Below are 21,262 nucleotides of genomic sequence, written 5' to 3' on the forward strand. Positions count from 1 at the left end.
TCAGCGCGCCGGATACAGGGCTCCCAGGACGCGTGGTCCTGCGGCGCCCGTGACGGCTGGCACATTGCCGGCCTGACGTTGCACATGGGTCCAAGCTAGCCATGCAAATGCGGCGGCTTCGACCTGCATGACGTTCAGCCCCCGCTCGTCAGAGCGCAGAACCTTGGCACCCGCGAGGTGTCTGTTCAGTCGGCGCATCAGGTCGCCGTTGAGGGCGCCCCCTCCGCACACAATCACTTCCTTGGCTTCTGGTGCATGTTGCTGGATGGCCTCTGCGGCGCTGCGTGCCGTCAGCTCGCACAGCGTGGCTTGCACATCAGCAGGCGCGGCAGCGTGGGGCCATGTGGTCAGCCAGCGCGCCAGCCAGTCGGGATTGAACAGATCGCGCCCCGTGCTTTTTGGGGGGGCTTGCAAAAAGAACGGGTCTTGCAATCCCGCCTGCAAGGCGTCGGCATGGACCTGTCCGCTTGCCCCCCAGGCGCCATCGGCGTCAAAGGTGCGGCCGGTGTGCGTGTGACACCAGAGGTCGAGCAAGGCGTTGCCGGGGCCGCAATCAAAGCCCAAGGGCGCATGTTCAGGTCGCAGGATGCTGACATTGGCCATGCCTCCTACGTTCAGCACGGCCACCGTGTGGGTAGGCTGGGCAAACACCGCCTGGTGGAAGGCGGGGACCAGAGGAGCGCCGTGGCCGCCTGCGGCCACGTCACGGCTGCGAAAATCCGCCACCACATCGATGCCTGTCAATTCGGCCAATAGCGCTGGCTGGTTGATCTGCAAGGTGTAGCCGAGTTCGGGCCGGTGGCGCACTGTTTGCCCGTGTGCCCCGATTGCCTGGATGGCGCTGGCGGGCAGGCTGCAGTCGGTCAGCAGCGCCTCGACAACTTCTGCGTACATACGTGCCAATGCCTGCGCGGCCAAGGCGCTGCGATGCAATTCGTCGGCCCCGGGCGTGTTCAGCGCCATCAGGCTGTCGCGCAATGCGCTGGGGAAGGGGCGGTGTTGATGGGCCACGGTTTCCCAGCCGTGAGGCGTGGTGCGTGCGATCACCCCATCGACGCCGTCCAGCGAGGTGCCCGACATCAAGCCGATGTACAACTCAGAAAAAAGCCCGCTGGCGCGGGCTGAGGGGAGCAGGTCCGGCTTCATTCGAAGCGTGGGCCCGTTTGTGCGCCGGCGGTGTGCCAGTCAGAGGCCTGGTTGAGGCGCTGGGCCACGGTGGTGGCAACCTTCTTGAAAGCGCCCAGCGACTGAGGTGACAGCTGCAGGCTTTCCGAGGCGCGGGCAATGACCATCGGGTCAATTTGCTTGCCATTGACCTTGAACTCGAAGTGCAGGTGCGGGCCGGTGGCCCAGCCGGTGGCGCCAACAGCACCAATGCGGTCGCCTTGGTCAATGCGCTGCCCGCGACGGACATCAATGCGGCTCAAGTGGGCGTACACCGTGGTGCGGTCCCCGTTGTGCTGAATCTGAACCACGTTGCCGTAGCCGTTCTGAACACCGGCGAAACTCACCACGCCATTTCCGACGCTGCGAACGGGGGTGCCGGTCGGGGCGCCGAAGTCCACGCCCAAGTGGGCTTTCCAGGTTTTCTGGATCGGGTGGAAGCGCATGGCAAAGCCCGAGGTCACACGCGAGAAGGCCAAGGGCGACGCCAGGAACGCACGGGTTTTGGACTTGCCGGTCAGATCAAAGTACGCACCCTTGCGGCCCGACTCTTGATACCAGACAGCGTCGTGAGTTTCACCCTTGTTGATGAAGCGCGCGGCCAGCACCTTGCCGGATGCGTGTCCCCAAGTGATGGGCTCACCATCTGCGGTGTGGGCTTCGTAGAGTGCGGAGAACGTATCGCCCTTGCGCAGTTCGCGGCGGAAGTCGATGTCGCTACCAAAAATCTCAGCAACCTGCGTGGTCACGGCATCGGGCATGCCTGCGTCATCGGCTGCAGCAAACAGCGAAGATTGAATCGTGCCGGACACCAACTGTTGACGCACTTCCAGTGGCACGATCTGCTGGCGGGCGGTGAAGCCGTTGGCCGTGCGCTCAATGATCAGGCGAGTGAAATGCGTTTCGTTGTCGCCATCACCGGCAGGGCCGCGGACGATCAGTTCGCGCAAACGACCGTCTTCGACCAAGGCCTTGATGGCTTTGCCGGTACGGCCCTTCAACAGGTTTGCGGCCACCGTGTCATGCCGGATGAACTGGGCAGCGTCGGCATCGTCCACACCCAAGCGCTTCAGCAGACTGTCGACCGTGTCGGCCGGACGGGTGAGCTCGCTGCGGTAGAGCGTCAGCGATTGATTGTCGATGGCCTGCACTTGCGCAGCCAGTTGACTGGGTTCAACCGATTCGGTGATTTGCGTGATGACGGGTGCGGGGCCTGGCGGCAAGGCGCCCAAGTCTGACACACCGAATGCGGTCACGGCCGAGCCAGCCAAGACCGTCAGCACCGCAGCACTGACGCGACGGGGGTGACGGTGCGCGAAGGATTGAACGGCTGTGGCCACCGAGATCGCTGTCGACAGCGGAGAAAACTGCCCGGCCTTGAACAACTTGAATGAGGTCAAAACTTGAATTCCCATCGGATCCGGTGGCGGGGAGAAGGCTCTCCCCTAAAATCTGCCCTCAGACGAAGCCAAGGCTCACGCCTGTGGACACCCACAATCTGCCAAGTATAGCCCCCACGAAGGGGGGTGTCAGGCATGATTTTCACCAGCTGGTCAGATATGTCTCAATCCGAAAAAAACACCGCAACCCAGCCCGAATTTCCTGTAACCGACCGTGTAAAGGAGGCTCTGGCTGTTACCCAGCGTGGTGTCGACGAGCTCTTGCCTGAGAACGAATGGGTTCGCAAGCTGGCGCGTTCTGAAGCCACGGGCGTGCCGCTGCGTATCAAGCTCGGCCTGGATCCGACTGCGCCCGACATCCACTTGGGTCATACCGTGGTGCTCAACAAGCTGCGTCAACTGCAGGATCTGGGGCATCAGGTCATCTTCCTGATTGGCGATTTCACGTCCTTGATTGGTGACCCGTCCGGTCGCAACACCACTCGTCCGCCCTTGACGCCCGAGCAAGTCAAGGTCAATGCCGAGACCTACTACAAGCAGGCCAGCCTCGTGCTGGATCCGGCCCGTACCGAAATTCGCTACAACAGCGAATGGTGCGATGCCTTGGGCGCACGCGGCATGATCCAGCTGGCCAGCCGCTACACCGTGGCACGGATGATGGAGCGCAATGACTTCCATGACCGCTTCCATGCTGGCACGTCCATCAGCGTGCACGAGTTCTTGTATCCCTTGATGCAAGGCTATGACTCGGTTGCGCTGAAGTCGGACCTCGAATTGGGCGGGACGGACCAGAAGTTCAACCTGTTGATGGGGCGCCACCTGCAGACCGAGTACGGCCAGGAGGCGCAATGCATCCTGACCATGCCCTTGCTGGAAGGCTTGGATGGCGTCGAAAAGATGTCCAAGTCCAAGAACAACTACGTGGGCATCAGCGAAGCACCGAACTCGATGTTCGCCAAGTTGATGAGCATCAGCGACGACCTGATGTGGAAGTACTTCACCTTGCTGAGCTTCCGCCCGATGGACGAGATCGCCAAGCTGAAGGCCGAGTGTGAGTCGGGGCGCAATCCACGCGATGCCAAGGTCCTGCTGGGGCAGGAAATCGTTGCGCGCTTCCACAGTGCTCAGGCGGCTGAAGCAGCGCTGGCTGACTTCATGAATCGCGCACGTGGTGGGATCCCGGATGATCTGCCAGAGGTCACCATCTCCCTGCCTGCTGAGGGTCTGGGAATCGGTGCGTTGCTCAAGCAGGCCGGCCTGGTGCCCTCCACCAGCGAAGCCGTTCGCATGATCGAGCAAGGTGGCGTGAAGGTCGACGGCACAGCGGTCAGCGACAAGGGTCTCAAGCTGCCAGCGGGCACGTTTGTGCTGCAAGTTGGCAAGCGCAAATTCGCGAAAGTCCACCTGAAAGGATGATTTCCTGACAGCTGGGTGTTACCCCTACGCATGAATGCGGGGGGTTTGAAAAGGAGCTAGTGTTTTCCTGATGCGTTTCATGTGACCACGGGGGGCGGCGCTGTTGTGACCTGTAGGTGGCCTCGATATTCTTTGAACGAACAGACAAACAAAAAAGTCTGTGCACGTCGAAGGAATACGCGGATGCCTTCAGACAGCAGAGAAAACTCAAAGGGCCGCTTTCAAGTGGAGAAAGACATGAAATTCGCAATCAAGAGCATCGTGGTCGCGGCTGCTTTCGTTGCCGCAGGCGCTGCCGGCGCGGCTACCCTGACTGCTGGCAACAGCAGCAGCACCTTCAACGGTCTGTACATCACTGGTGGCACGGGCACCCTGACCTTTGATAACTACGATGCCACCACAGGGACCATCGAAGGTTCGCTGGTTGACGTGCTGAACACTGGCAACGTGGCTGTCTCGGCTGCCGGTGCTGCAGTGCCCACCATCACTGGTGCTGTGGGTGAGTACACCGCCGTGTCCGTTGCTGCGCCTGTCTCGGTTTTCACCGTTGACGCTGCAGGCACCATCCTGACTGCAGGCAGCTCTGGCGGTGCGACCCAGACCGCTGGTTATGTCAAGGGCATCTCGGGTGGCGGCACCGTGTCGGTGACCAACCTGAACATCAACCTGGCCACCAAGACCATTTACGCTGACATCGTTGGCGCCACATCGTCGACGGCTACCGTTGCTGGTTCGGCCAACCTGACTCAAGTGGCTGCCTGGACCTACACCACCGTGACGGGCCCGACCGCCATCACTGGCGCTGGCACCTACACCAACGTGTTCTCTGGTCTGACCATGACCTCGACAGCGATCAACGCCATCAAGGCTTCGCTGGATCTGAAGACCAACGGTTTCAACGCTTTCAACTCGGCCGCTACGACCGATTTCGGCACCCTGACTTCGACTTTCACCGTTGCCAAGGCTGCTACGACTCCGGCTGTGCCTGAGCCTTCTACCTACGCTCTGATGGGTCTGGGTCTGGTCGGTATCAGCCTGGTTGCTCGCCGCCGCGCTGCCAAGTAAGACCAGTTGAGCGCTGCCTGACGAAAGTCGCCCGTACTTGTTACGGGCGACTTTTTTGATGAAGCGCATTCGTATTTCGCGTGAGTTGGTGAAGTGCCGGCGTGGCTGGAGGGTTAAAAATGAAGATTTCGACCTTGTCGAAATGGTGTGGTGTGCTGGCTGTCTCGAGTGTGGCCGCACTGGGGTCGATGGCTCATGCTCAAGACAGCAAGGGTTCCATTTTTGCGAAGGTTGAGCCTGCCTTGCGCGAGCGCATGTTCATGCGCCTCAACTACATCTCGGCGAATGTCAAGACCACATCGGGTGACGCACATGATGTGACTGGCGCCGTGGTGAATCGCGGAGATGTCCTGACGTACATGGGTCCAGGAACTCAGTATGCGACTGACTACGCAGCGGGTTTGGTGCCCTATACCGGCCTGTCGACCAGCGCGTCGATTGGCACGCAATACATCAACACCACGCTGAATGACGCCATGACGGTGGATGCCGACAATGGCTGCGAAGCTGTGCGAAATGGTTTGGGTACGCCGTGCGGTATCAAAGCCCGCTCGTCTTCCATGGTGGGTACGCCAGCGATCAGCTTGGGCTACTTCCTGACGGACGACTACACGTGGTTTGCCGAGGCTTATGTTTTGGCTGCACCTTTGCGCGTCACGGTCTATGGTGACGGTGCCAACAATTTGAACGGTCGGGAAATCATCAAGCTCAAGATGCTGCCGCCCACAGGTGTGCTGGGACGCTACTTCGGTAACGCCAAAGATCGCTTCCGTCCCTTTGTTGGGGTCGGTGCTTCTTACGCTGTGTTTTTTGACACGCGTGCGACCGCAACGCTCAATACCTACCAAGGCGGCGCAGGACCGAACGACACGTCGGTGTCGCTGAAAAATGCCATTGGCGTTGGTCCTTTCGCCGGTGCCAAGTGGCAAGTGGACGATGACTGGCATGTCAGCCTGAACATCGGCAAGCTGCGTTACAAGACCGAGGCAACGCTGACCACGCGCAACACGACCATCACAGGAAACAGTGAGGTGTTGTCCGCTTACGGTGCCGCCGTTCGCGGTGCGCTGGATGCAGGTGAGGCCTTGAATGTGCGTGATCGTGCAACTGGTGAGGCCGTTTCCACGACCACCGCTGTCATGTGCATGTTGGCCAAGTATCGCGACGGCCGCGACAACTGCAATTTGGGAACCTACGTCCGCAAGCAGAGCACGGTGCTCGATAACACCATGTTCATGCTGAGCGTGGGCCGCAAATTCTGATGACGACTTTGATTTTTTGAAGGCTCGATATGAAGCGTTTGTTTGTGTTGGCCGCAATGAGTGCTGCGGTGTCGTCGGTTCATGCAGAAGGGTATGCGGGCGCCGTTCTGGCGCTGACCCGGCTGGACATCCCCTGTGAGGCCTCTGTGCCGTGCGACCGCAAGGCCAATGGGGGCCGCATTTATTTTGGAAGCCGATTGAGTGAAGCGTCCCGTATCGACCTTGGGATTGGTGCGGTCGACGCGGTGGAGTTCGGCTACATGAAGTTGGGTACAGCCAAGACGGTGGGTACGGCCACAAGCTACGTGTTTGATCCGGATGATCAAACCATCGTGACGCCAGTGACTGTCCCAACGACCGCCCGCACACAGTCGGATGCTTTGACCATTGCTGCGGTGATGCACTTCCCTGTGACGACCAATCTGTCTGTGGCTGCGCGTGCTGGTGCGGCTTATGTGACCACGACCGTCAAGCGCACTCTGGATGGCTTGAGCACAGGTAGTCGCAGCGAGAGCCATTTGCGCCCTTATGTGGGCTTGGGAGTGGAGTTTGATGTCCCTCAGTGGATCAAGATTGTGGGCACCTTCGATGCCACGCAGTTCGAAGTGAATGGGAAGAAGGGATCAGCACAATCGATGGGCCTGGGGCTGGAGAAGACCTTCTGACCCATTTGGATTGAGCCTGAACTGAACCAAAAGAGGGGGCGTAAGCCCCTTTTTTCATGGTCAGAGAGTCCGCGTTGATCGTGCCGGTGGGGCGTTGGCGAGTGAGTCGTGCCCAAAGAAAAAGCCCGGCATCAGCCGGGCTCTGGTGATAACGGCGGCGCACTGGGCGCCGCTGTGCATCACAGTGCTGGAACGTATGGCTTGTTCGAGACCGGCTTGGAGCGGAACTTCACCTTGATGTCCTGGAACAGCGTGCCGAAGTCAATGGCTTCGATCACAGCGCGAGCGTAGTTGGGGAGCATGAGGCCCGCAGCAAAGGCGTCAACAGCTTCGGGGGTCAGGTACAGCGAACCCAGGGTCTCGGTCATCGAGATGTTCAGGGGGAACTGGTACTTCAGCGACAGGGGGGTGACGCGCTGGAAGTTGTAGATCGGGGTCTGAGCGTTGGTGGTGCCGCTGCCGATCACGGTGGTGTCGGCCAGCACTTGCTGTGTCAGATAGTTGATGTTGAAGTTCGCCAGTGTCAGGCCGACCTTGGTGCCCAGACGCACACGCGAGAATTCCAGAGCAGAACCCGTGGCGGCGCCGCCTGCAATCTTCAAACCGCTCAGGTTGATGCTGATGCTGGTTACGGGCAGAACGAAGGAGCCCTCTGTGGTGCCAGGCGTCGCGTTGCCCATAGGGGCGACGGTCACTTTGAACGTGGCGAAGGAGTCCAGCGCGTCAGTGGAGAACTGCTGAATGGAGTCAGCAACCATAGCGTTGGTGGGGATCGTCAGCGCGTTTGCAGAACCGCAAGCGGCTGCCAACATGGCGGCGACGATGGTGACTTTGGGCATGGACAGGATGCGCATCAGTGACTCCTCAGGGGGGTTGTGCTTGCAGTGTGCAAAGCGAACATGTGACAGGAGTTATGGTGCTTGTCGCTGGTTTCTGGCGCCTCCCTCAGCTGCGGGGTTAAGGGCCCCCGTTTGTCGGGAAATAAACCAATTTCAGGGTAATCCGGGGCTGGGTTTTAACGGGGCGTCATCAGGGATATTACGGGGCGTTGTTTAACGGGTGGTCGCGGCCGTTCTGTGATGGGATGGGGCGCCCGATGAGGCGCGGGCCTCGAGCGACATCAAGACACCCGGATCGCTCACTGCAACGGCCTTGGATGGATAGCGCGCCTGAAGCCGGTGCAGGTCGCGTTCCCCGCGCAAGCTGATCAGTTCAGAGAAGAATTCCGATGAGAACCCCACTGGGCGACCACGCTGGCAGCGGTACTCCGTGTGGGCAATCGGATGTTGGTGAATCACGGCATCAGCCAACTGCGTTAGCGTGGCGTGCTGGAGCTTTGGCATGTCGGCGGGCAGCAGAATCCAGGCCGGTGCATTGGCGCTGGCCAATACAGCCGCGCTCAGCCCCTGGACCAGGATGTCTTGCGATGTGTATTCGTGACCCCAAATGCCGGGCAATGTGACCAACTGATCTGGCGGCAGGCTGGTTTGCGCGTGGGTGGTGATGCTTGTTGGGCCGACCAGCATCACGTGCATGCCCGTGGACATGCCGCAGCGCACCAAGTCGATGGCTGGCACCGAATCTTGAGGGGGGCGAGGTTCATGCTGGTGGATGCCCTCGGGAGGCAGCGCAGCATGTTTCCTTGGCCAACTGCATGGGTCGGCAAGGATAATGAGCGTGGGCAAAGTAGACATGTTGGCTGTCTCTGGCTGTGCTACAAACTGTGACTTGTTTTGTTGCACCGCACCACCGCACCATCACTTAAGTGCATACCCGAGACAAGGTTTGATCCGGGTCATTTGGGGTGTGAATGAAGCCGATTGATACTCAAACTATGAACAAAACACCTCACGATCTCGCGCAAATGCGCAAAAGTTATGAGCGGGCTGAACTGGATGAGGCGCATGTGCGGGCCGAACCACTGGATCAGTTCCACCATTGGTTTGATGCCGCCATGCACGCCAAAGTGCTGGAGCCCAATGCCATGACGTTGGCGACGGCCGATGCGCAGGGGCGTCCGTCGACGCGCGTGCTGCTCCTCAAGGGGGCCGATGAGCGCGGCTTGGTCTGGTTCACGAATTACCAGAGCCGAAAAGGGCAAGATCTGGCAGCGAATCCCTATGCCGCGATGCAGTTCTTCTGGGGGGAGTTGGAGCGCATGGTGCGCATTGAAGGTCGGGTGGAGCGGGTCAGTGACGCCGAGTCCGATGAGTATTACCAAAGCCGCCCGTTGGGGTCACGTATTGGTGCGTGGGCCTCTCAGCAAAGCGCCGTGCTGCCCAACCGGGAAGTGCTGGAAGAGGCGTGGAAAGCGCAGCAGGCCAGTTTGGGTGACAATCCCTCTCGTCCAGCGCATTGGGGTGGTTTCCGCCTGATCCCGGATCGCTGGGAGTTCTGGCAAGGACGTCCTTCACGTTTGCATGACCGAATCGAATACCGCCTGCAAGCAGATGGCACGTGGTTGACGCAGCGTTTGGCGCCCTGAGCCCGCTCAGGCGTTTTGGAGCCAGTGACCGAAGCGTTGCCGAAAATGGGCGACCTTCGGCGCTACCACATACACGCAATAGCCTTGCTCAGGGTTGCGTTCGGCGTAGCGGGCGTGAAAGGCCTCCGCCGGGTGATAGTTGGTGACGGGGTGAACCTCCGTCACGATTGATCCAGTGTAGGCACCTGAATCGGTCAAATTTCGGATGACCTCTCTGGCCTGGTCAGCTTGCTCGGGAGAGTGGGTATAGATGCCGGACCGGTATTGCGTGCCGACGTCATGCCCTTGCCGATTCCGTGTGGTCGGGTCATGCGTCTCGAAAAAAACGGTGAGCAAGTCGGTAAAGCGGATGACAGTCGGATCAAAAGTAATTTGGACGACCTCGGCGTGCCCTGTTTCGCCCGTGCACACGTCCTCATAAGTGGGGCGCGGGTGGTGTCCATTGCTGTAGCCGGATTCCACGTGCAGCACACCCTTCAGTTGACTGAATACGGCTTCCAGGCACCAAAAACACCCCCCCGCCAGCGTGGCGAGTTCGTGACGTGTCTCGGTGGTCTGAGAGCAGTTTGTTTCCATGGGGGTACAGCTTGTGCTTAGACTGATTGCATCTTCAAGATTGCAGGAGAAGTGTCCATGACGGATTGGGCCATCTACAAGCCCCTTTTGACAGCGCTGGCTTTGCCGCCTGTCCCCTTCATTCTGCTGACCTTGGTGGGGGCTCGACTGATCTTGCCGCGAAGAGGTCTGGGGTATCTGTTTGTGCTTTTGGGCTTGATGGGGCTTTGGTTCTCGTCAACCCAAGTCACGGCTGTGTGGCTACAGCAATTTGTGTTGAAGCCGCCTGAGGCTTTGCGGGGCGAGGCACTGGAGAGATTGGAGCAGGCGGGGCGAGGGGCGAACAATGGCCGCAAGTCCACGCGCGCAGGGGCGGTTCCCGGTGCAGTGCCGCAGGCCGCCATCATCGTGCTGGGGGCTGGGCGCGAGCCGATCTCTTACGAGTATGGCGTGTCCGATTTGACTGCGCCAGCGGCCCAGCGTCTGCGATACGGTGCGTGGCTGAGTCGACGTACCGGCCTGCCCTTGGGGGCCAGTGGCGGCATTGGGTGGGCTCAGGTCGGTGGCAACCCCGGTCCTGCTGAGGCTGAAGTGGCCGCACGCATTGCTGATCAGGTCTACGGTGTGCCGATGACATGGGTCGAACCGCATTCCAGTGATACGCGCGGTAATGCGGCCTTGACGGTGGCCATGCTGGCGCAGCAGGGCGTGGCAGAAGTCGTGGTGGTGACTGAGGCGTATCACATGCGGCGTGCGCATCGTGCATTTGTCGAAGCGGTGCAAACGGCTGCTGTCGCCCATCCAGAGTGGCCAGTCATCAAGGTGACCGATGCGCCCATGGGCTTTTGGCGGCGCACCGAGCGTCCGGGGCTGGATTGGTTGCCTTCGGCAGAGGGCATGGCGCGCGTGCATCTGGCCCTTAAAGAGTGGCTGGGCTGGGCCGTGGGAAGCTGAAAACGAAAACCCCCGGGCTAAGCCGGGGGTTGGAGCGGCGCGCGGGCCGTCCGAGGAAAGGGCAGAGGGGAAAGTCCACCACTTCCCAAAACGCAGGAGACTGCGTCCCTTTGAAGTACCTGCTTGGCAGGTGTTTCCAGATTAGGGGAAGGCCGCCGGCCGCGCAAGGGCTGTTACACGCGGGCAGCCCGCGTGGCGGGCATATTGCTCACTTTTCCGCTTGTCCCAGGATGCTGCCCACCAGTGCTTCGACCCGCTGATCCACCTCGGTGGGCATGGTGATGGTGCGTCCCCACTCGCGGTTGGTTTCACCCGGCCACTTGTTCGTGGCATCCAGCCCCATCTTGCCGCCCAAGCCACTGATGGGCGACGCAAAATCCAGATAGTCGATGGGTGTGTTGTCGACCAGCGTGGTGTCGCGCACAGGGTCCATCCGTGTGGTGATGGCCCAGATCACCTCTTGCCAGTCGCGGATGTTGACATCGTCGTCCACGATGACGATGAACTTCGTGTACATGAACTGACGCAAGAAGCTCCACAGACCAAACATCAGGCGCTTGGCGTGCCCTGCATAGGCCTTCTTCATGCTGATGATGGCCATGCGGTAGCTGCACCCTTCCGGGGGCAGGTAGAAGTCCACGATTTCAGGAAACTGCTTTTGCAGGATCGGGACAAAGACCTCGTTGAGTGCCACCCCCAGCACGGCCGGCTCGTCCGGCGGTTTGCCGGTGTAGGTGGAGTGGTAAACCGGATTGGTGCGGTTGGTCAGGCGGGTCACCTCAAACACCGGGAACCAGTCCTGTTCGTTGTAATAGCCGGTGTGGTCGCCAAACGGGCCTTCCAGGGCATGCAGGTACCCGCCTCGCTCCATCAAGGGCACGCCGTGTTCACTCACGCCCTTGAAACCGACGGGCGCGGTGGGAATATGGCCCTCCAGCACGAACTCGGCGCTGGCGGGAACCTGCAGGTATTGGTCGTCTTCGCCCACGGCGGTGTTGACCACCTCGGTGCGGCTGCCGCGCAGCAAACCGGCAAACTGGTATTCACTCAAGGAGTCGGGGACCGGCGTGACCGCGCCCAGGATGGTGGCGGGGTCGGCTCCCAAGGCCACCGCAATCGGGAAAGGCTTGCCGGGGTTGGCCAGTGCGAACTCCCGGAAGTCCAGTGCGCCACCGCGATGCGCCAGCCAACGCATGATCAGCTGGTTTTTGCTGATGAGTTGTTGGCGGTAGATGCCCAGGTTCTGTCGGCGGCGCGGATTGGGCACGCTTTGAGGTCCCCGAGTCACCACCAAGCCCCAGGTCAGCAGGGGGGCCGCGTCATCGGGCCAGCAATGTTGGATGGGGAGCTCGGTGAGGTCCACCTCACTGCCTTGGCGGATTTCGGCCTGGCAGGGGGCGCTGCGGCTGGTGCTGGGCTTCATGTCCCACAGGGCCTTGGCCATTTGCAGCAACTTGCCGGTGTCTTTGAGGCCGCGAGGTGGTTCGGGCTCTTTCAGGCTGGCGAGGATGTGCCCGATGTCACGCAATTCACTGACATCACTGGCGCCCATGCCCATGGCCACGCGCCTGGGGGTGCCGAACAGGTTGGCCAGCACCGGATAGTTGTAACGTTTGGGTGGCATTGCACCGGCCGCACCGGTGGGGTGATCGAACCACAGCGCCGGGCCGCCCGCCCGCAAGATCTTGTCGCTGAGTGCGGTCATCTCGAGGTGAACAGAGACCGGCGTTGCCACGCGGTGCAACTCACCTTGCTTTTCCAGACCGGACACGAAGTCCCGCAAATCACGGTATTTCATTGTTTAAAGTTATAAAGATTCAAGTCTTTATGCTTGACTGGTTATTTCAGGCTTGCCTAGAATCCGGCCTCGTTGGATCCGGTCACATTTTTTTACCGGGTTTCCCCTTGCGCCTCATCTTGTAGGCGCAACGCTGCCAGCCCTGGCGTTTTGTTCGGCCTGTTGACGTAGACGGGTCATGTCGTGGTGGTGAGAGCGCTTTTGCACGGCGCCCACCATTGTTTTGCCGGGGCCATTATCACTGCCGCTTTCGGAGTTGTCGCGCTGGTTGGATCCAGCCAGATGACGAGGAGGGCGATGGCGAGGAAAGGAGAACCATGACAGCGTGTGTTCGTGCAGCGGATGGCCAATCGGTCGCCGCGAAATCGACAGAAGTGTCGAACTCTGAAAAGGCCCGCGTCAGTCAGCGCATGACTTGGCTCGGGGTGGTGTCACTCTTTTTGCAAGACGTGTTGACGGGCATGCGCCGTGTCAGCCACAACGCGCTGGCCATGTTGGGCCTGGCTGCGGTGGTGGCGGTGGTGTTTCTGGCCGGGCGCGTGGACATGCGTCACGGCTTGGAAAGTCGTGCCCTCAGTTGGTTGACCGAGCGTGCCGCCGTGCGCGCTGGGACGCATGCATCGGCTGACGGTGAAGAAGCAGACGAAGTGCTGTTGGCCATGGCCGAGCCGGATGCCATCCAGCGTGCCACAGCCGCCAATCCGGCTGATTTGAACCGTCAGCAGGCCAATGTTGCCTACTGGCTGGCGCGTCGCTACAGCGTGGCGCCTGAACCCGTGAGCCGTCTGGTGCAAGAGGCATGGGACGTGGGCCGTCGTGTGGGTGTCGAGCCGACCCTGGTCTTGGCCGTCATGGCCGTGGAGTCGGGATTCAATCCCTTCGCCCAAAGCCATGTGGGTGCCCAAGGCCTGATGCAGGTGATGACCCGTGTCCACCACGACAAGTACCAGATCTTTGGGGGCATGGCCGCGGCGTTTGACCCCGTGACGAATCTGCGCGTGGGTGCTCAGGTGCTCAAGGACTGTATCCGTCGTGCTGGCAGCCTGGAAGGCGGCCTGAAGGCCTATGTCGGCGCCGCCAACATGGCGGACGACGGTGGCTACGGTGCCAAAGTGTTGGCCGAGCGTGCGTTTCTGCGCCAGGTCGCGGCCGGTCAGAAGGTCGCTGTGAATTCGCCGTTGCCACAGGCCACGCCGATTCAGGCGCTGGTCCAGTCTCGCGGCGCCGAGGTGGACGTTGACGCACAGCGTGGGACCCACGGTGCGACCGATGCCCACCAGCCCGAGGCCGGTCCGTCTGCACCGGCCAGCCGACAAGTGGAGCACGTGGCCCTGCTGGCGCCCTGATTCTGTTTGTCTGGACGTGTGACTGGCGCGAAAACGGGCCAGTCCGCTACAATTCTTTCTGCTGCGCAACTGGCGATACATGGCATGGCTTTTCCTGATGGAAAGGTGATGCCTGAGGTGGTGAACCACCGGGAAGCGCGGCCAGCCCTAGGGGCTTCCAATGCCTGGGCTGAGTCAGCCGTTCGCCTGGGCAGCCCTCACACCTGATCCACGTTGATCAGTGCTGCGGGACTTCAACCTTGAAGAGGACTGCCAAGTCATGTTTGACCGAGCCCAACATACCATTGCCAACGTTGACCCCGAGCTGTTTGCAGCCATCCAGGCTGAGAACCAGCGTCAGGAAGATCACATCGAGCTGATCGCTTCTGAAAACTACACCTCACCGGCCGTGATGGAGGCCCAAGGCTCTCAGCTGACCAACAAGTACGCTGAAGGCTATCCCGGCAAGCGCTACTACGGTGGCTGTGAGAACGTCGACGTGGTCGAGCAACTGGCCATCGATCGTCTGAAGGCCCTGTTCGGCGCCGAATACGCCAACGTTCAGCCCAATTCCGGTTCGCAAGCCAACCAGGCCGTGTTCTTCGGTCTGCTGCAACCCGGTGACACCATCATGGGCCTGAGCCTGGCCGAAGGCGGTCACTTGACCCACGGCATGCCGCTGAACATGTCGGGCAAGTGGTTCAACGTGGTGTCCTACGGTCTGAACGCAGCCGAAGACATCGACTACGACAAGATGGAAGCCCTGGCACGTGAGCACAAGCCCAAGCTGATCATCGCCGGTGCATCCGCCTTCGCGCTGCGCATCGACTTTGAGCGTTTCGGCAAGATCGCCAAGGAAGTCGGTGCCTACTTCATGGTCGACATGGCCCACTATGCCGGTCTGATCGCTGCAGGCGTGTACCCCAACCCCGTGCCGTTTGCTGACGTGGTCACGTCGACGACGCACAAGAGCCTGCGCGGCCCTCGTGGCGGCATCATCCTGATGCGCGGCGAAGAAATCGCCAAGAAGATCAATTCGGCCATCTTCCCTGGTATCCAGGGCGGTCCGCTGATGCACGTCATCGCCGGCAAGGCCGTGGCGTTCAAGGAAGCCGCATCGGCTGAGTTCAAGGCTTACCAACAGCAAGTCGTGAAGAACGCTGCGGCCCTGGCTGACACGCTGACTCAGCGTGGCCTGCGCATCGTGTCGGGTCGTACCGAAAGCCACGTCATGCTGGTGGACCTGCGTCCGAAGAACCTGACTGGCAAGGAAGCGGAAGCGATCCTGGGGCAGGCTCACATCACCTGCAACAAGAACGGCATCCCCAACGATCCTCAGAAGCCTTTCGTGACTTCGGGTATCCGTCTGGGCTCGCCTGCCATGACCACTCGTGGTTTCAAGGAAGAGCAAGCGGTGCTGGTCGGTAACCTGATCGCCGACGTGCTGGACAATCCTCAGGATGAGGCTGTCATCGCCCGCGTGCGTTCGCAAGTGGCTGAACTGACCCGTCAGTTCCCCGTGTATCGCTGATTGACGCTTTCGCTCTAGCGATGCGATGAACCCGGCCGGGGCCTTTGGTCCTCGCCGGGTTTTTTACAAGTTACAGACAGAAAGTACCGACGCCATGCGCTGTCCGTTTTGTGGGCACCTGGAGACCCAGGTTGTGGAAACCCGCGACTCAGATGAGGGGGATTCGATCCGCCGCCGTCGCAGGTGCCATGGGTGTGACAAGCGTTTCACGACCTACGAGCGTGCCGAAATCGACATGCCCGCCATCGTCAAGCGCGACGGCCGTCGCACGGACTACGACCGAGCCAAGCTCAAAGGCTCGTTGATGATCGCCCTGCGCAAGCGGCCCGTGAGCGCCGAAGCGCTGGAGAGTGCGCTGGAGGCGATTGAGGCCAAGCTGCGTCAGTGCGGCGAGAAGGAAGTCAACTCGACCCAGTTGGGTGAGTGGGTGATGCGCGAACTGCGCAAGCTCGATAAGGTGGCTTACGTTCGCTTTGCCTCGGTGTATCGCAGCTTCGATGACGTCAGCGAGTTTGTGGCGGCCATCAAAGAGACTGGCACCAAACGCTCGGCCAAGGACGCATCGGGCGACGAGGACTGACTGCGGGGCGCTAGCGGGCGCACAGGCTGGCCGATGCGGCGCCAGTGTGACGCAGGCGCAGCAAATCATCGATGACGAGGGCGCCGCAAGGGTCGCGACCCATGGGCCCTGATGGCTCGGGGGCGGCTTCGACCTCAAAGGTGTGTGCGCTGACGCGTGCAACGCGCAGTCGGTAGACGGCCCCCCCACTGGGCGGTGTCTGGCGCAAGGTGGCGGGCAGGTTGGGTGTTCCCCCGTCGGACGAGTCATCCAGTTGATGTTGCATGGCGTGCAGGCGCAGCAGGTGATGCGCGGCCTCCAGCAGGGCGCGTCGTGCCTCGACGCGATGGCCCCGTGCCAGATGCTGTGCATAGCTCGGGTAAGCCAGGGCGGACAGGATGCCCACCAGCGTCAACGTGATCAGCACTTCTGGCAAGGTCCAGCCTTTTGGGGGCATGCGGGCAGGTGCAGTTGGCAAAGTCATGGGCGGGGTGGGTTGATCAGCACGCGCCAGGCCAGACGCTGTGGGGGTGCTGCAGGGGCGGTGTCAGGCACGTCGGCGGGTTCCCCCTCCGCAGGGAGCGTCACCGATTCGCGGATGCGTACCGCACTGGCTGCCGAGGGCGCCTCGATGGCGACTGTCGAGGTGGGAGCGTCTGTTGGCGGGGCCGCGCCACCGGTGCTGGTGGGCTCGTCAGGAATACGGGGAGCGGGTACGTGCCAGACGGTTTGGAGCCATACGACGGTGCCTCGCTCGGTGAGGCCGGTTCTGCTGGCGACGTAATCGGGGCTGAAGCCGCGTGCCGTGATCAACATGAAAGGGCGTGGTGAGGTTGACGTCCATTCCGCCATGCATTGCGGGGCCGGGACGGTAGGGGTGGTGACGGTGACCGTGTGCGCCCGATAGGCCGGGTGGCTGGGCAGCCAATGCGCCATCGTTTGCCATGCCGGGCTGCCTGAGGACGGGATTGGGTTGATGCGCGCCGGGCTGCTCATGGCCGCTGCTTCGCAGTGATGCAGGGCCTCCTCCGCCGCCGCGTGTGCCAGGCTTTCCATGCGGATGTGCTGACTGATGAGGTCGCCTTCAATGGTTTGTCGCATCATGCTCGCTGCGCCCAGGCTGAGCAGAGCCAGCACCACGAGCACCACCAAGAGGCTGATGCCGCGCACCCAGGGTGAGGCCAGCGGTCGATGGAGGTGTATGAGGCGTGTGCGGTTCATCATGGCGCGACATTCGGGAGCAGCACCGTTTGGGTGTAGTTGCGGTACAGGTGGGGCGTGGGAGCGGTTTGGGTGCGTCCGTCGCAACCTGGGTAGGTACTGGGGGCGTCGGTGAGCGGCGTGGGGCTGCGTACGATCAGGCAGATGCGTACGGCGCGTACCCGCTGCCAGCGCGCATGTCCGACGGGCCCCATGTCGTGTGGTGACAGGTAATGCATGACGCGCGAGGTGCCTGGGGACGAGCCGGGTTCTGCGCTCAATCCCAGTTGAATCTGCATGTCCAGAATGTTGTCCACCATCGGCTGCGCGGGGCCCAGGCCTGGGCCTTTGCAACGCAAGGCACCTGCCTTCACCACGAAGCGGTTGTCGACCCAGGTGTGGGGGAGCGCGTCAGGCGTTTCAGATGGGATTGGGTCGACGTGGTGTCCCAGGCAGTCTGTGGGTTCATGGTCGACCGTGGGCAGCGTGTTGTGGCGGTCTGCTTCGTAGCGCACGATCAAGGCGTCGGGGCCGCTCGTGTCTAGGCAACGCCAGTCGGTCATCGGCGCAGCCTCGGTGTCAGCACTGACCCCGCCTTGGCAGGCGAACACCGCCATGGGGCGGGCGCCAGGCGATTCGCCGGCAGGCATCTGCCAGCCCGCGAGCAACAGGTGGTGGCGCAAGATCTGGTGGGCCAAGCTGGCGTCCTCGCTCATTTGCGCCAGTGCGCGCGCGGTGCGCTGTGTGCGTTCGCTGCCCCACAGCAAGCCCAGGGCGGCTGCGCTGATGAGCAGTCCCAAGGCCAGCCCGATCATCAATTCAGGCAGGGTTACGCCCCGATGGTGACGCACGCGATGAGTGAATGCCACGCGCATGTTGTCTCACCATGGGCTCTGCAGGTGCACGCATTGCGCTCCAGCGTGCAGGGTGTGACCCGGTGGGCACGCTGCGCCGGATGGTTCGCTGCCTTCGCTGCCGCGCCATGCCACCCACACGTCCACGTGTTCGGTATCCAGTTGCACATGGGCCGCCCCGTCGCTGAGCTGCTGCGTCAGGGCCTCGAGCCATTGACGCAGGTCGGCCGCGGCCAGTTGGGCGTGCGTGCAGTGGGTATCGGCTTGATGGCAGGTGATGTGTTCGGCTGCATCGGTCAGTCCCGCATCCGGGTGCAGATACGGGCTGCTGGACAGGTCTTCGGGCGGATTGGCGCGGATGCGTGCCACCAGGTCTTGTGCCAGCAGCGTGGCGGCAATGACCGATTGGCTGTCATGCCCATATGCCAGGGCGCGACCTTGCATGCCCAGCATTCCGACCGCGCCCATCGACAGCAACACGGTCGACACCAAGGCTTCGATCAGGCTACCGCCTCGGTTCAGCTGGCGCATGGCGTTTCCTGGATACGGATCCGCCCAGAGGTACCCACACGCACGCAATGTGCGGTGGCTGCTGAGACGATCATGGGTGACACATCAAAGCTGCTGTTGTCGGACAGGGCGAGTCCGCTGGCCGTGAAGCTCACACTGGCTTGATTGGAAGGGAGGGTGATGGTCACCCCTCTGAGTGCATCCTGAACGGCGATCAATTGTTCGCCCTCATCCCATTGGCGAGGGGTGGCGCCTTCATCGACAAACACCAGCCAGCCCTTGGACCAGTCTCGGGCGCGGGTCTGGCAGCGGGGTGAGTTGGGGTCCCCGGTGGCTGCGCAGAGGCTCACCCGTTGACCCCGTCGGATGGCTTCGGATCGGGCCAACCGCAAGGCCGATGTGAGTGTGCTGGTCTGAGTGGTCACCGTGTGCCGGGCCACCCAGCCTTGCAAGGATGGGGTGGCGAGTGCGGCCACAATGGCCAGAATACCGAGGGTGCACAGCAACTCCACCAAGGTCCACCCTGGCTGGCGCTGTTTTTCATGAGTTGTCATCATGGGCGCGCATTGTTGTGCGGTCGTTGTGGCTTGTGTGCAGGTTTCCCCCAAAGGAATGATGGGCCTGCGTCAAAATCGTCACGCCCCGCCGGGGGATGGTTCAGAGCAAGGATTGGGTGTTGAAACCGTGATGGAACGTGATGTGCATATCAGCCGCGCCGTGGCGTTGGCGCGCCAGGCCGTGGGGCTGTCAGACCCCAATCCGCGTGTGGGCTGTGTGTTGGTGGGGCCGGACGGTCAGGTGATTGGCGAAGGTCACACGCAGCAGGCTGGTGGCCCGCATGCCGAAGTCATGGCGCTGCGCGATGCACAGGCGCGTGGACGCAACACGGCGGGTTCCACGGCCTATGTGTCGCTCGAGCCGTGCTCACATCACGGACGCACCCCACCGTGTGCGGACGCGTTGGTGCGTGCGAATGTGGCGCGTGTGGTCGTGGTCTTGATGGATCCGAACCCCTTGGTGGCGGGGCAGGGCGTGATGCGCCTGCGCGAAGCTGGCATCCAGGTCGAGACCTTGTCGCCGCAGCATCCGCAAGCGGTGGCGATGCGCGAACTCAACATGGGTTTCCTGTCGCGCATGGTGCGTCAGCGGCCATGGGTGCGCATGAAGATCGCAGGTTCCCTCGATGGTCGCACCGCGCTCGACAACGGCGACAGCCAGTGGATCACCGGCGATGCTGCACGGGCAGACGGTCAGCGTTGGCGCGCGCGGGCTGGGGCTGTGCTCACGGGCATTGGCACTGCATTGGATGACGATCCCCGACTGGATGTCCGGGCAATCGAGGTAGCGCGTCAGCCCTTGCGGGTGGTACTGGATTCGCACTGGCGCCTGCCGCCTCAGGCGCGCTTGCTGCAGTCGCCGGGGGAAGCGTTGGTGTATGGTCTGGCCGACGAGGGGGGGCGTGAGGCTGTGGCGCAGCGGCATGCCTTGCTGGCGCTCGGCGCATCGGTGCAAGTGTTGCCCGCAGATGCCTCGGGGCAGCGGTTGGATCTGGGGGCGGTCATGGCCGACCTGGTCGCGCGCGGTGTCAATGAGTTGCACGTGGAGGCGGGTGCCCGACTCAATGCGGCCCTGATCGAAGGCGGGTGGGTCGATGAATACCTGCTGTACGTGGCGCCCAAGCTCATCGGTCCGGGGCGGGCGCTGGCGGCCTTGTCGCCCCTGGCCCGCGTGGCCGATGCGCTGACCTTGCGATTCCACTCGGTTGAGCAAGTGGGCGATGACCTGCGTATCATCGCCCGACCGGACGGGCGCGAGCAGTTCTGACGTTCGTTCTTCTTTTTGAAACAGGTTCGTATACATGTTCACCGGCATCATCACTGGCGTAGGCCAGATCGTGGATTCCCAACCTCTGGGCTCGGACGCCAGCCATGGTCGTCGTCTGACCTTGCAAACCCCTGCGGGCTATCTGGATGGCGTCGGGTTGGGCGACAGCATCGCCATCAATGGCGCCTGCATGACGGTGACCAGCTTTGATGTGGCCGCGGGTCGGTTCACCATTGACGTGTCGGCCGAAAGCCTGGCCCGCACGGTGGGGCTGGACCGCACGGGGCGTGTCAACATGGAGCAAGCCCTGCGTTCGCATGACCGTTTGGGCGGTCACATCGTCACCGGACACGTCGATGATGTGGGTGACGTGGTGGTGTTTGAGCCGGTGGGCGAGTCGTGGCTGCTCCAGATCCGTGCCCCGCAGACCCTGTCGCGCTTCCTGGCGTACAAGGGCTCCGTCACGGTCAATGGTGCCAGCCTGACGGTCAACAGCGTGGCCGACAATGCCAGCGGCAGTTGTGTGTTCAGCATCAACCTGATCCCGCACACCATCGAGAACACCGCCTTGGGTGACCTGAAGGCCGGCGCGAAGGTGAACCTGGAGGTGGACCTCATTGCGCGTTATGTGGAGCGCATGTTGCGCGCCGACGGCAAGCTGGGTGCCTGAGGGGCGTTGCTCACCGTGTGAAACA

At 61.8% G+C, this 21,262-nt stretch carries 22 protein-coding genes and 1 riboswitch; of the genes, 11 read left to right on the forward strand and 11 right to left on the reverse strand.

The genetic code is table 11. The features are described from left to right. A complete protein-coding gene (locus ACOYNB_RS03050) occupies positions 1-1,146 on the reverse strand; it encodes an anhydro-N-acetylmuramic acid kinase (RefSeq protein WP_422837638.1) in 1,146 nt (381 codons plus the stop codon). Further along, positions 1,143-2,564, reverse strand: coding sequence for a peptidoglycan DD-metalloendopeptidase family protein (locus tag ACOYNB_RS03055; RefSeq protein WP_422837639.1), 1,422 nt, complete (start codon positions 2,562-2,564; stop codon positions 1,143-1,145). The genes ACOYNB_RS03050 and ACOYNB_RS03055 overlap by 4 nt, the downstream gene beginning before the upstream one ends. A 159-nt stretch (positions 2,565-2,723) precedes the next feature. On the opposite strand from ACOYNB_RS03055, the gene tyrS reads away from it, so the two are divergent. From tyrS to ACOYNB_RS03075, 4 genes are all read left to right on the forward strand, one after another. Next, positions 2,724-3,980: a tyrosine--tRNA ligase gene (tyrS, locus tag ACOYNB_RS03060; RefSeq protein ID WP_422837640.1), complete on the forward strand. Its 1,257-nt coding sequence runs from the start codon at positions 2,724-2,726 to the stop codon at positions 3,978-3,980. A 237-nt stretch (positions 3,981-4,217) separates the two neighbouring features. Further along, positions 4,218-5,045 (forward strand): PEP-CTERM sorting domain-containing protein, encoded by an 828-nt coding sequence (locus tag ACOYNB_RS03065; RefSeq protein WP_422837641.1) that lies wholly within the window; start codon positions 4,218-4,220, stop codon positions 5,043-5,045. A 119-nt stretch (positions 5,046-5,164) separates the two neighbouring features. Further along, entirely contained in the window at positions 5,165-6,307 is a 1,143-nt protein-coding gene (locus ACOYNB_RS03070; RefSeq protein ID WP_422837642.1) for an OmpW/AlkL family protein, read from the forward strand. 29 nt (positions 6,308-6,336) lie between these two features. After that, positions 6,337-6,972 carry an outer membrane protein gene (locus tag ACOYNB_RS03075; RefSeq protein WP_422837643.1) on the forward strand — a complete coding sequence of 212 codons (636 nt, stop codon included), beginning with the start codon at positions 6,337-6,339 and terminating at the stop codon, positions 6,970-6,972. Between the two features lie 179 nt (positions 6,973-7,151). Here the strand turns inward: ACOYNB_RS03075 and ACOYNB_RS03080 are convergent, their stop codons facing one another. Both ACOYNB_RS03080 and ACOYNB_RS03085 read right to left on the reverse strand, forming a co-directional pair. Then, positions 7,152-7,826, reverse strand: coding sequence for a hypothetical protein (locus tag ACOYNB_RS03080; RefSeq protein WP_422837644.1), 675 nt, complete (start codon positions 7,824-7,826; stop codon positions 7,152-7,154). A gap of 198 nt (positions 7,827-8,024) precedes the next feature. Beyond that, a complete protein-coding gene (locus ACOYNB_RS03085; RefSeq protein WP_422837645.1) occupies positions 8,025-8,549 on the reverse strand; it encodes an NTP transferase domain-containing protein in 525 nt (174 codons plus the stop codon). A 257-nt stretch (positions 8,550-8,806) separates the two neighbouring features. On the opposite strand from ACOYNB_RS03085, the gene pdxH reads away from it, so the two are divergent. Further along, complete coding sequence (gene pdxH, locus ACOYNB_RS03090) at positions 8,807-9,457, forward strand: pyridoxamine 5'-phosphate oxidase (RefSeq protein WP_422837647.1); 651 nt, start codon at positions 8,807-8,809, stop codon at positions 9,455-9,457. A gap of 6 nt (positions 9,458-9,463) precedes the next feature. On the opposite strand, the gene msrA is transcribed toward pdxH, so the two are convergent. Next, a complete protein-coding gene (msrA, locus tag ACOYNB_RS03095; protein WP_422837648.1) occupies positions 9,464-10,033 on the reverse strand; it encodes a peptide-methionine (S)-S-oxide reductase MsrA in 570 nt (189 codons plus the stop codon). 57 nt (positions 10,034-10,090) lie between these two features. Here msrA and ACOYNB_RS03100 point away from each other — a divergent pair, with 57 nt between their 5' ends. Further along, positions 10,091-10,966, forward strand: a complete 876-nt coding sequence (locus tag ACOYNB_RS03100) for a YdcF family protein (RefSeq protein WP_422837649.1) — start codon at positions 10,091-10,093, stop codon at positions 10,964-10,966. A 208-nt stretch (positions 10,967-11,174) separates the two neighbouring features. On the opposite strand, the gene ACOYNB_RS03105 is transcribed toward ACOYNB_RS03100, so the two are convergent. Then, positions 11,175-12,764: a UbiD family decarboxylase gene (locus ACOYNB_RS03105; protein WP_422837650.1), complete on the reverse strand. Its 1,590-nt coding sequence runs from the start codon at positions 12,762-12,764 to the stop codon at positions 11,175-11,177. 410 nt (positions 12,765-13,174) lie between these two features. Here ACOYNB_RS03105 and ACOYNB_RS03110 point away from each other — a divergent pair, with 410 nt between their 5' ends. From ACOYNB_RS03110 to nrdR, 3 genes are all read left to right on the forward strand, one after another. Continuing rightward, the gene (locus tag ACOYNB_RS03110) at positions 13,175-14,110 is read left to right on the forward strand and encodes a lytic transglycosylase domain-containing protein (protein WP_422837687.1); all 936 of its coding nucleotides are present in this window, start codon (positions 13,175-13,177) and stop codon (positions 14,108-14,110) included. A 55-nt stretch (positions 14,111-14,165) separates the two neighbouring features. Beyond that, positions 14,166-14,309, forward strand: a riboswitch (ZMP/ZTP riboswitch). 60 nt (positions 14,310-14,369) lie between these two features. Then, positions 14,370-15,620 carry a serine hydroxymethyltransferase gene (gene glyA / locus ACOYNB_RS03115; RefSeq protein ID WP_422837651.1) on the forward strand — a complete coding sequence of 417 codons (1,251 nt, stop codon included), beginning with the start codon at positions 14,370-14,372 and terminating at the stop codon, positions 15,618-15,620. Between the two features lie 94 nt (positions 15,621-15,714). Continuing rightward, positions 15,715-16,200 (forward strand): transcriptional regulator NrdR, encoded by a 486-nt coding sequence (gene nrdR, locus ACOYNB_RS03120; protein ID WP_422837652.1) that lies wholly within the window; start codon positions 15,715-15,717, stop codon positions 16,198-16,200. A gap of 10 nt (positions 16,201-16,210) precedes the next feature. Here the strand turns inward: nrdR and ACOYNB_RS03125 are convergent, their stop codons facing one another. Genes ACOYNB_RS03125 through ACOYNB_RS03145 form a run of 5 tightly spaced genes read right to left on the reverse strand, consistent with a single transcriptional unit; the run spans position 16,211 to position 19,300 of the window. Beyond that, on the reverse strand, positions 16,211-16,663 hold the full coding sequence (locus tag ACOYNB_RS03125; protein WP_422837653.1) for a type IV pilin protein: 453 nt from the start codon (positions 16,661-16,663) through the stop codon (positions 16,211-16,213). Then, complete coding sequence (locus tag ACOYNB_RS03130; RefSeq protein WP_422837654.1) at positions 16,660-17,403, reverse strand: hypothetical protein; 744 nt, start codon at positions 17,401-17,403, stop codon at positions 16,660-16,662. Before ACOYNB_RS03130 ends, ACOYNB_RS03125 begins: the two co-directional genes overlap by 4 nt. Further along, complete coding sequence (locus tag ACOYNB_RS03135; protein WP_422837655.1) at positions 17,400-18,254, reverse strand: PilW family protein; 855 nt, start codon at positions 18,252-18,254, stop codon at positions 17,400-17,402. Before ACOYNB_RS03135 ends, ACOYNB_RS03130 begins: the two co-directional genes overlap by 4 nt. Positions 18,255-18,260: 6 nt before the next feature. After that, entirely contained in the window at positions 18,261-18,764 is a 504-nt protein-coding gene (gene pilV, locus ACOYNB_RS03140) for a type IV pilus modification protein PilV (RefSeq protein WP_422837657.1), read from the reverse strand. Beyond that, entirely contained in the window at positions 18,752-19,300 is a 549-nt protein-coding gene (locus ACOYNB_RS03145; RefSeq protein WP_422837658.1) for a GspH/FimT family pseudopilin, read from the reverse strand. The genes pilV and ACOYNB_RS03145 overlap by 13 nt, the downstream gene beginning before the upstream one ends. A 142-nt stretch (positions 19,301-19,442) precedes the next feature. Here ACOYNB_RS03145 and ribD point away from each other — a divergent pair, with 142 nt between their 5' ends. Together ribD and ACOYNB_RS03155 are read left to right on the forward strand one after the other, a co-directional pair. Continuing rightward, a complete protein-coding gene (gene ribD, locus ACOYNB_RS03150) occupies positions 19,443-20,567 on the forward strand; it encodes a bifunctional diaminohydroxyphosphoribosylaminopyrimidine deaminase/5-amino-6-(5-phosphoribosylamino)uracil reductase RibD (protein WP_422837659.1) in 1,125 nt (374 codons plus the stop codon). A gap of 34 nt (positions 20,568-20,601) precedes the next feature. After that, positions 20,602-21,237, forward strand: a complete 636-nt coding sequence (locus tag ACOYNB_RS03155) for a riboflavin synthase (protein WP_422837660.1) — start codon at positions 20,602-20,604, stop codon at positions 21,235-21,237. Positions 21,238-21,262 lie beyond the last annotated feature (25 nt).

It is taken from the genome of Aquabacterium sp. (assembly GCF_049317225.1).
GTDB lineage: Bacteria > Pseudomonadota > Gammaproteobacteria > Burkholderiales > Burkholderiaceae_C > Aquabacterium.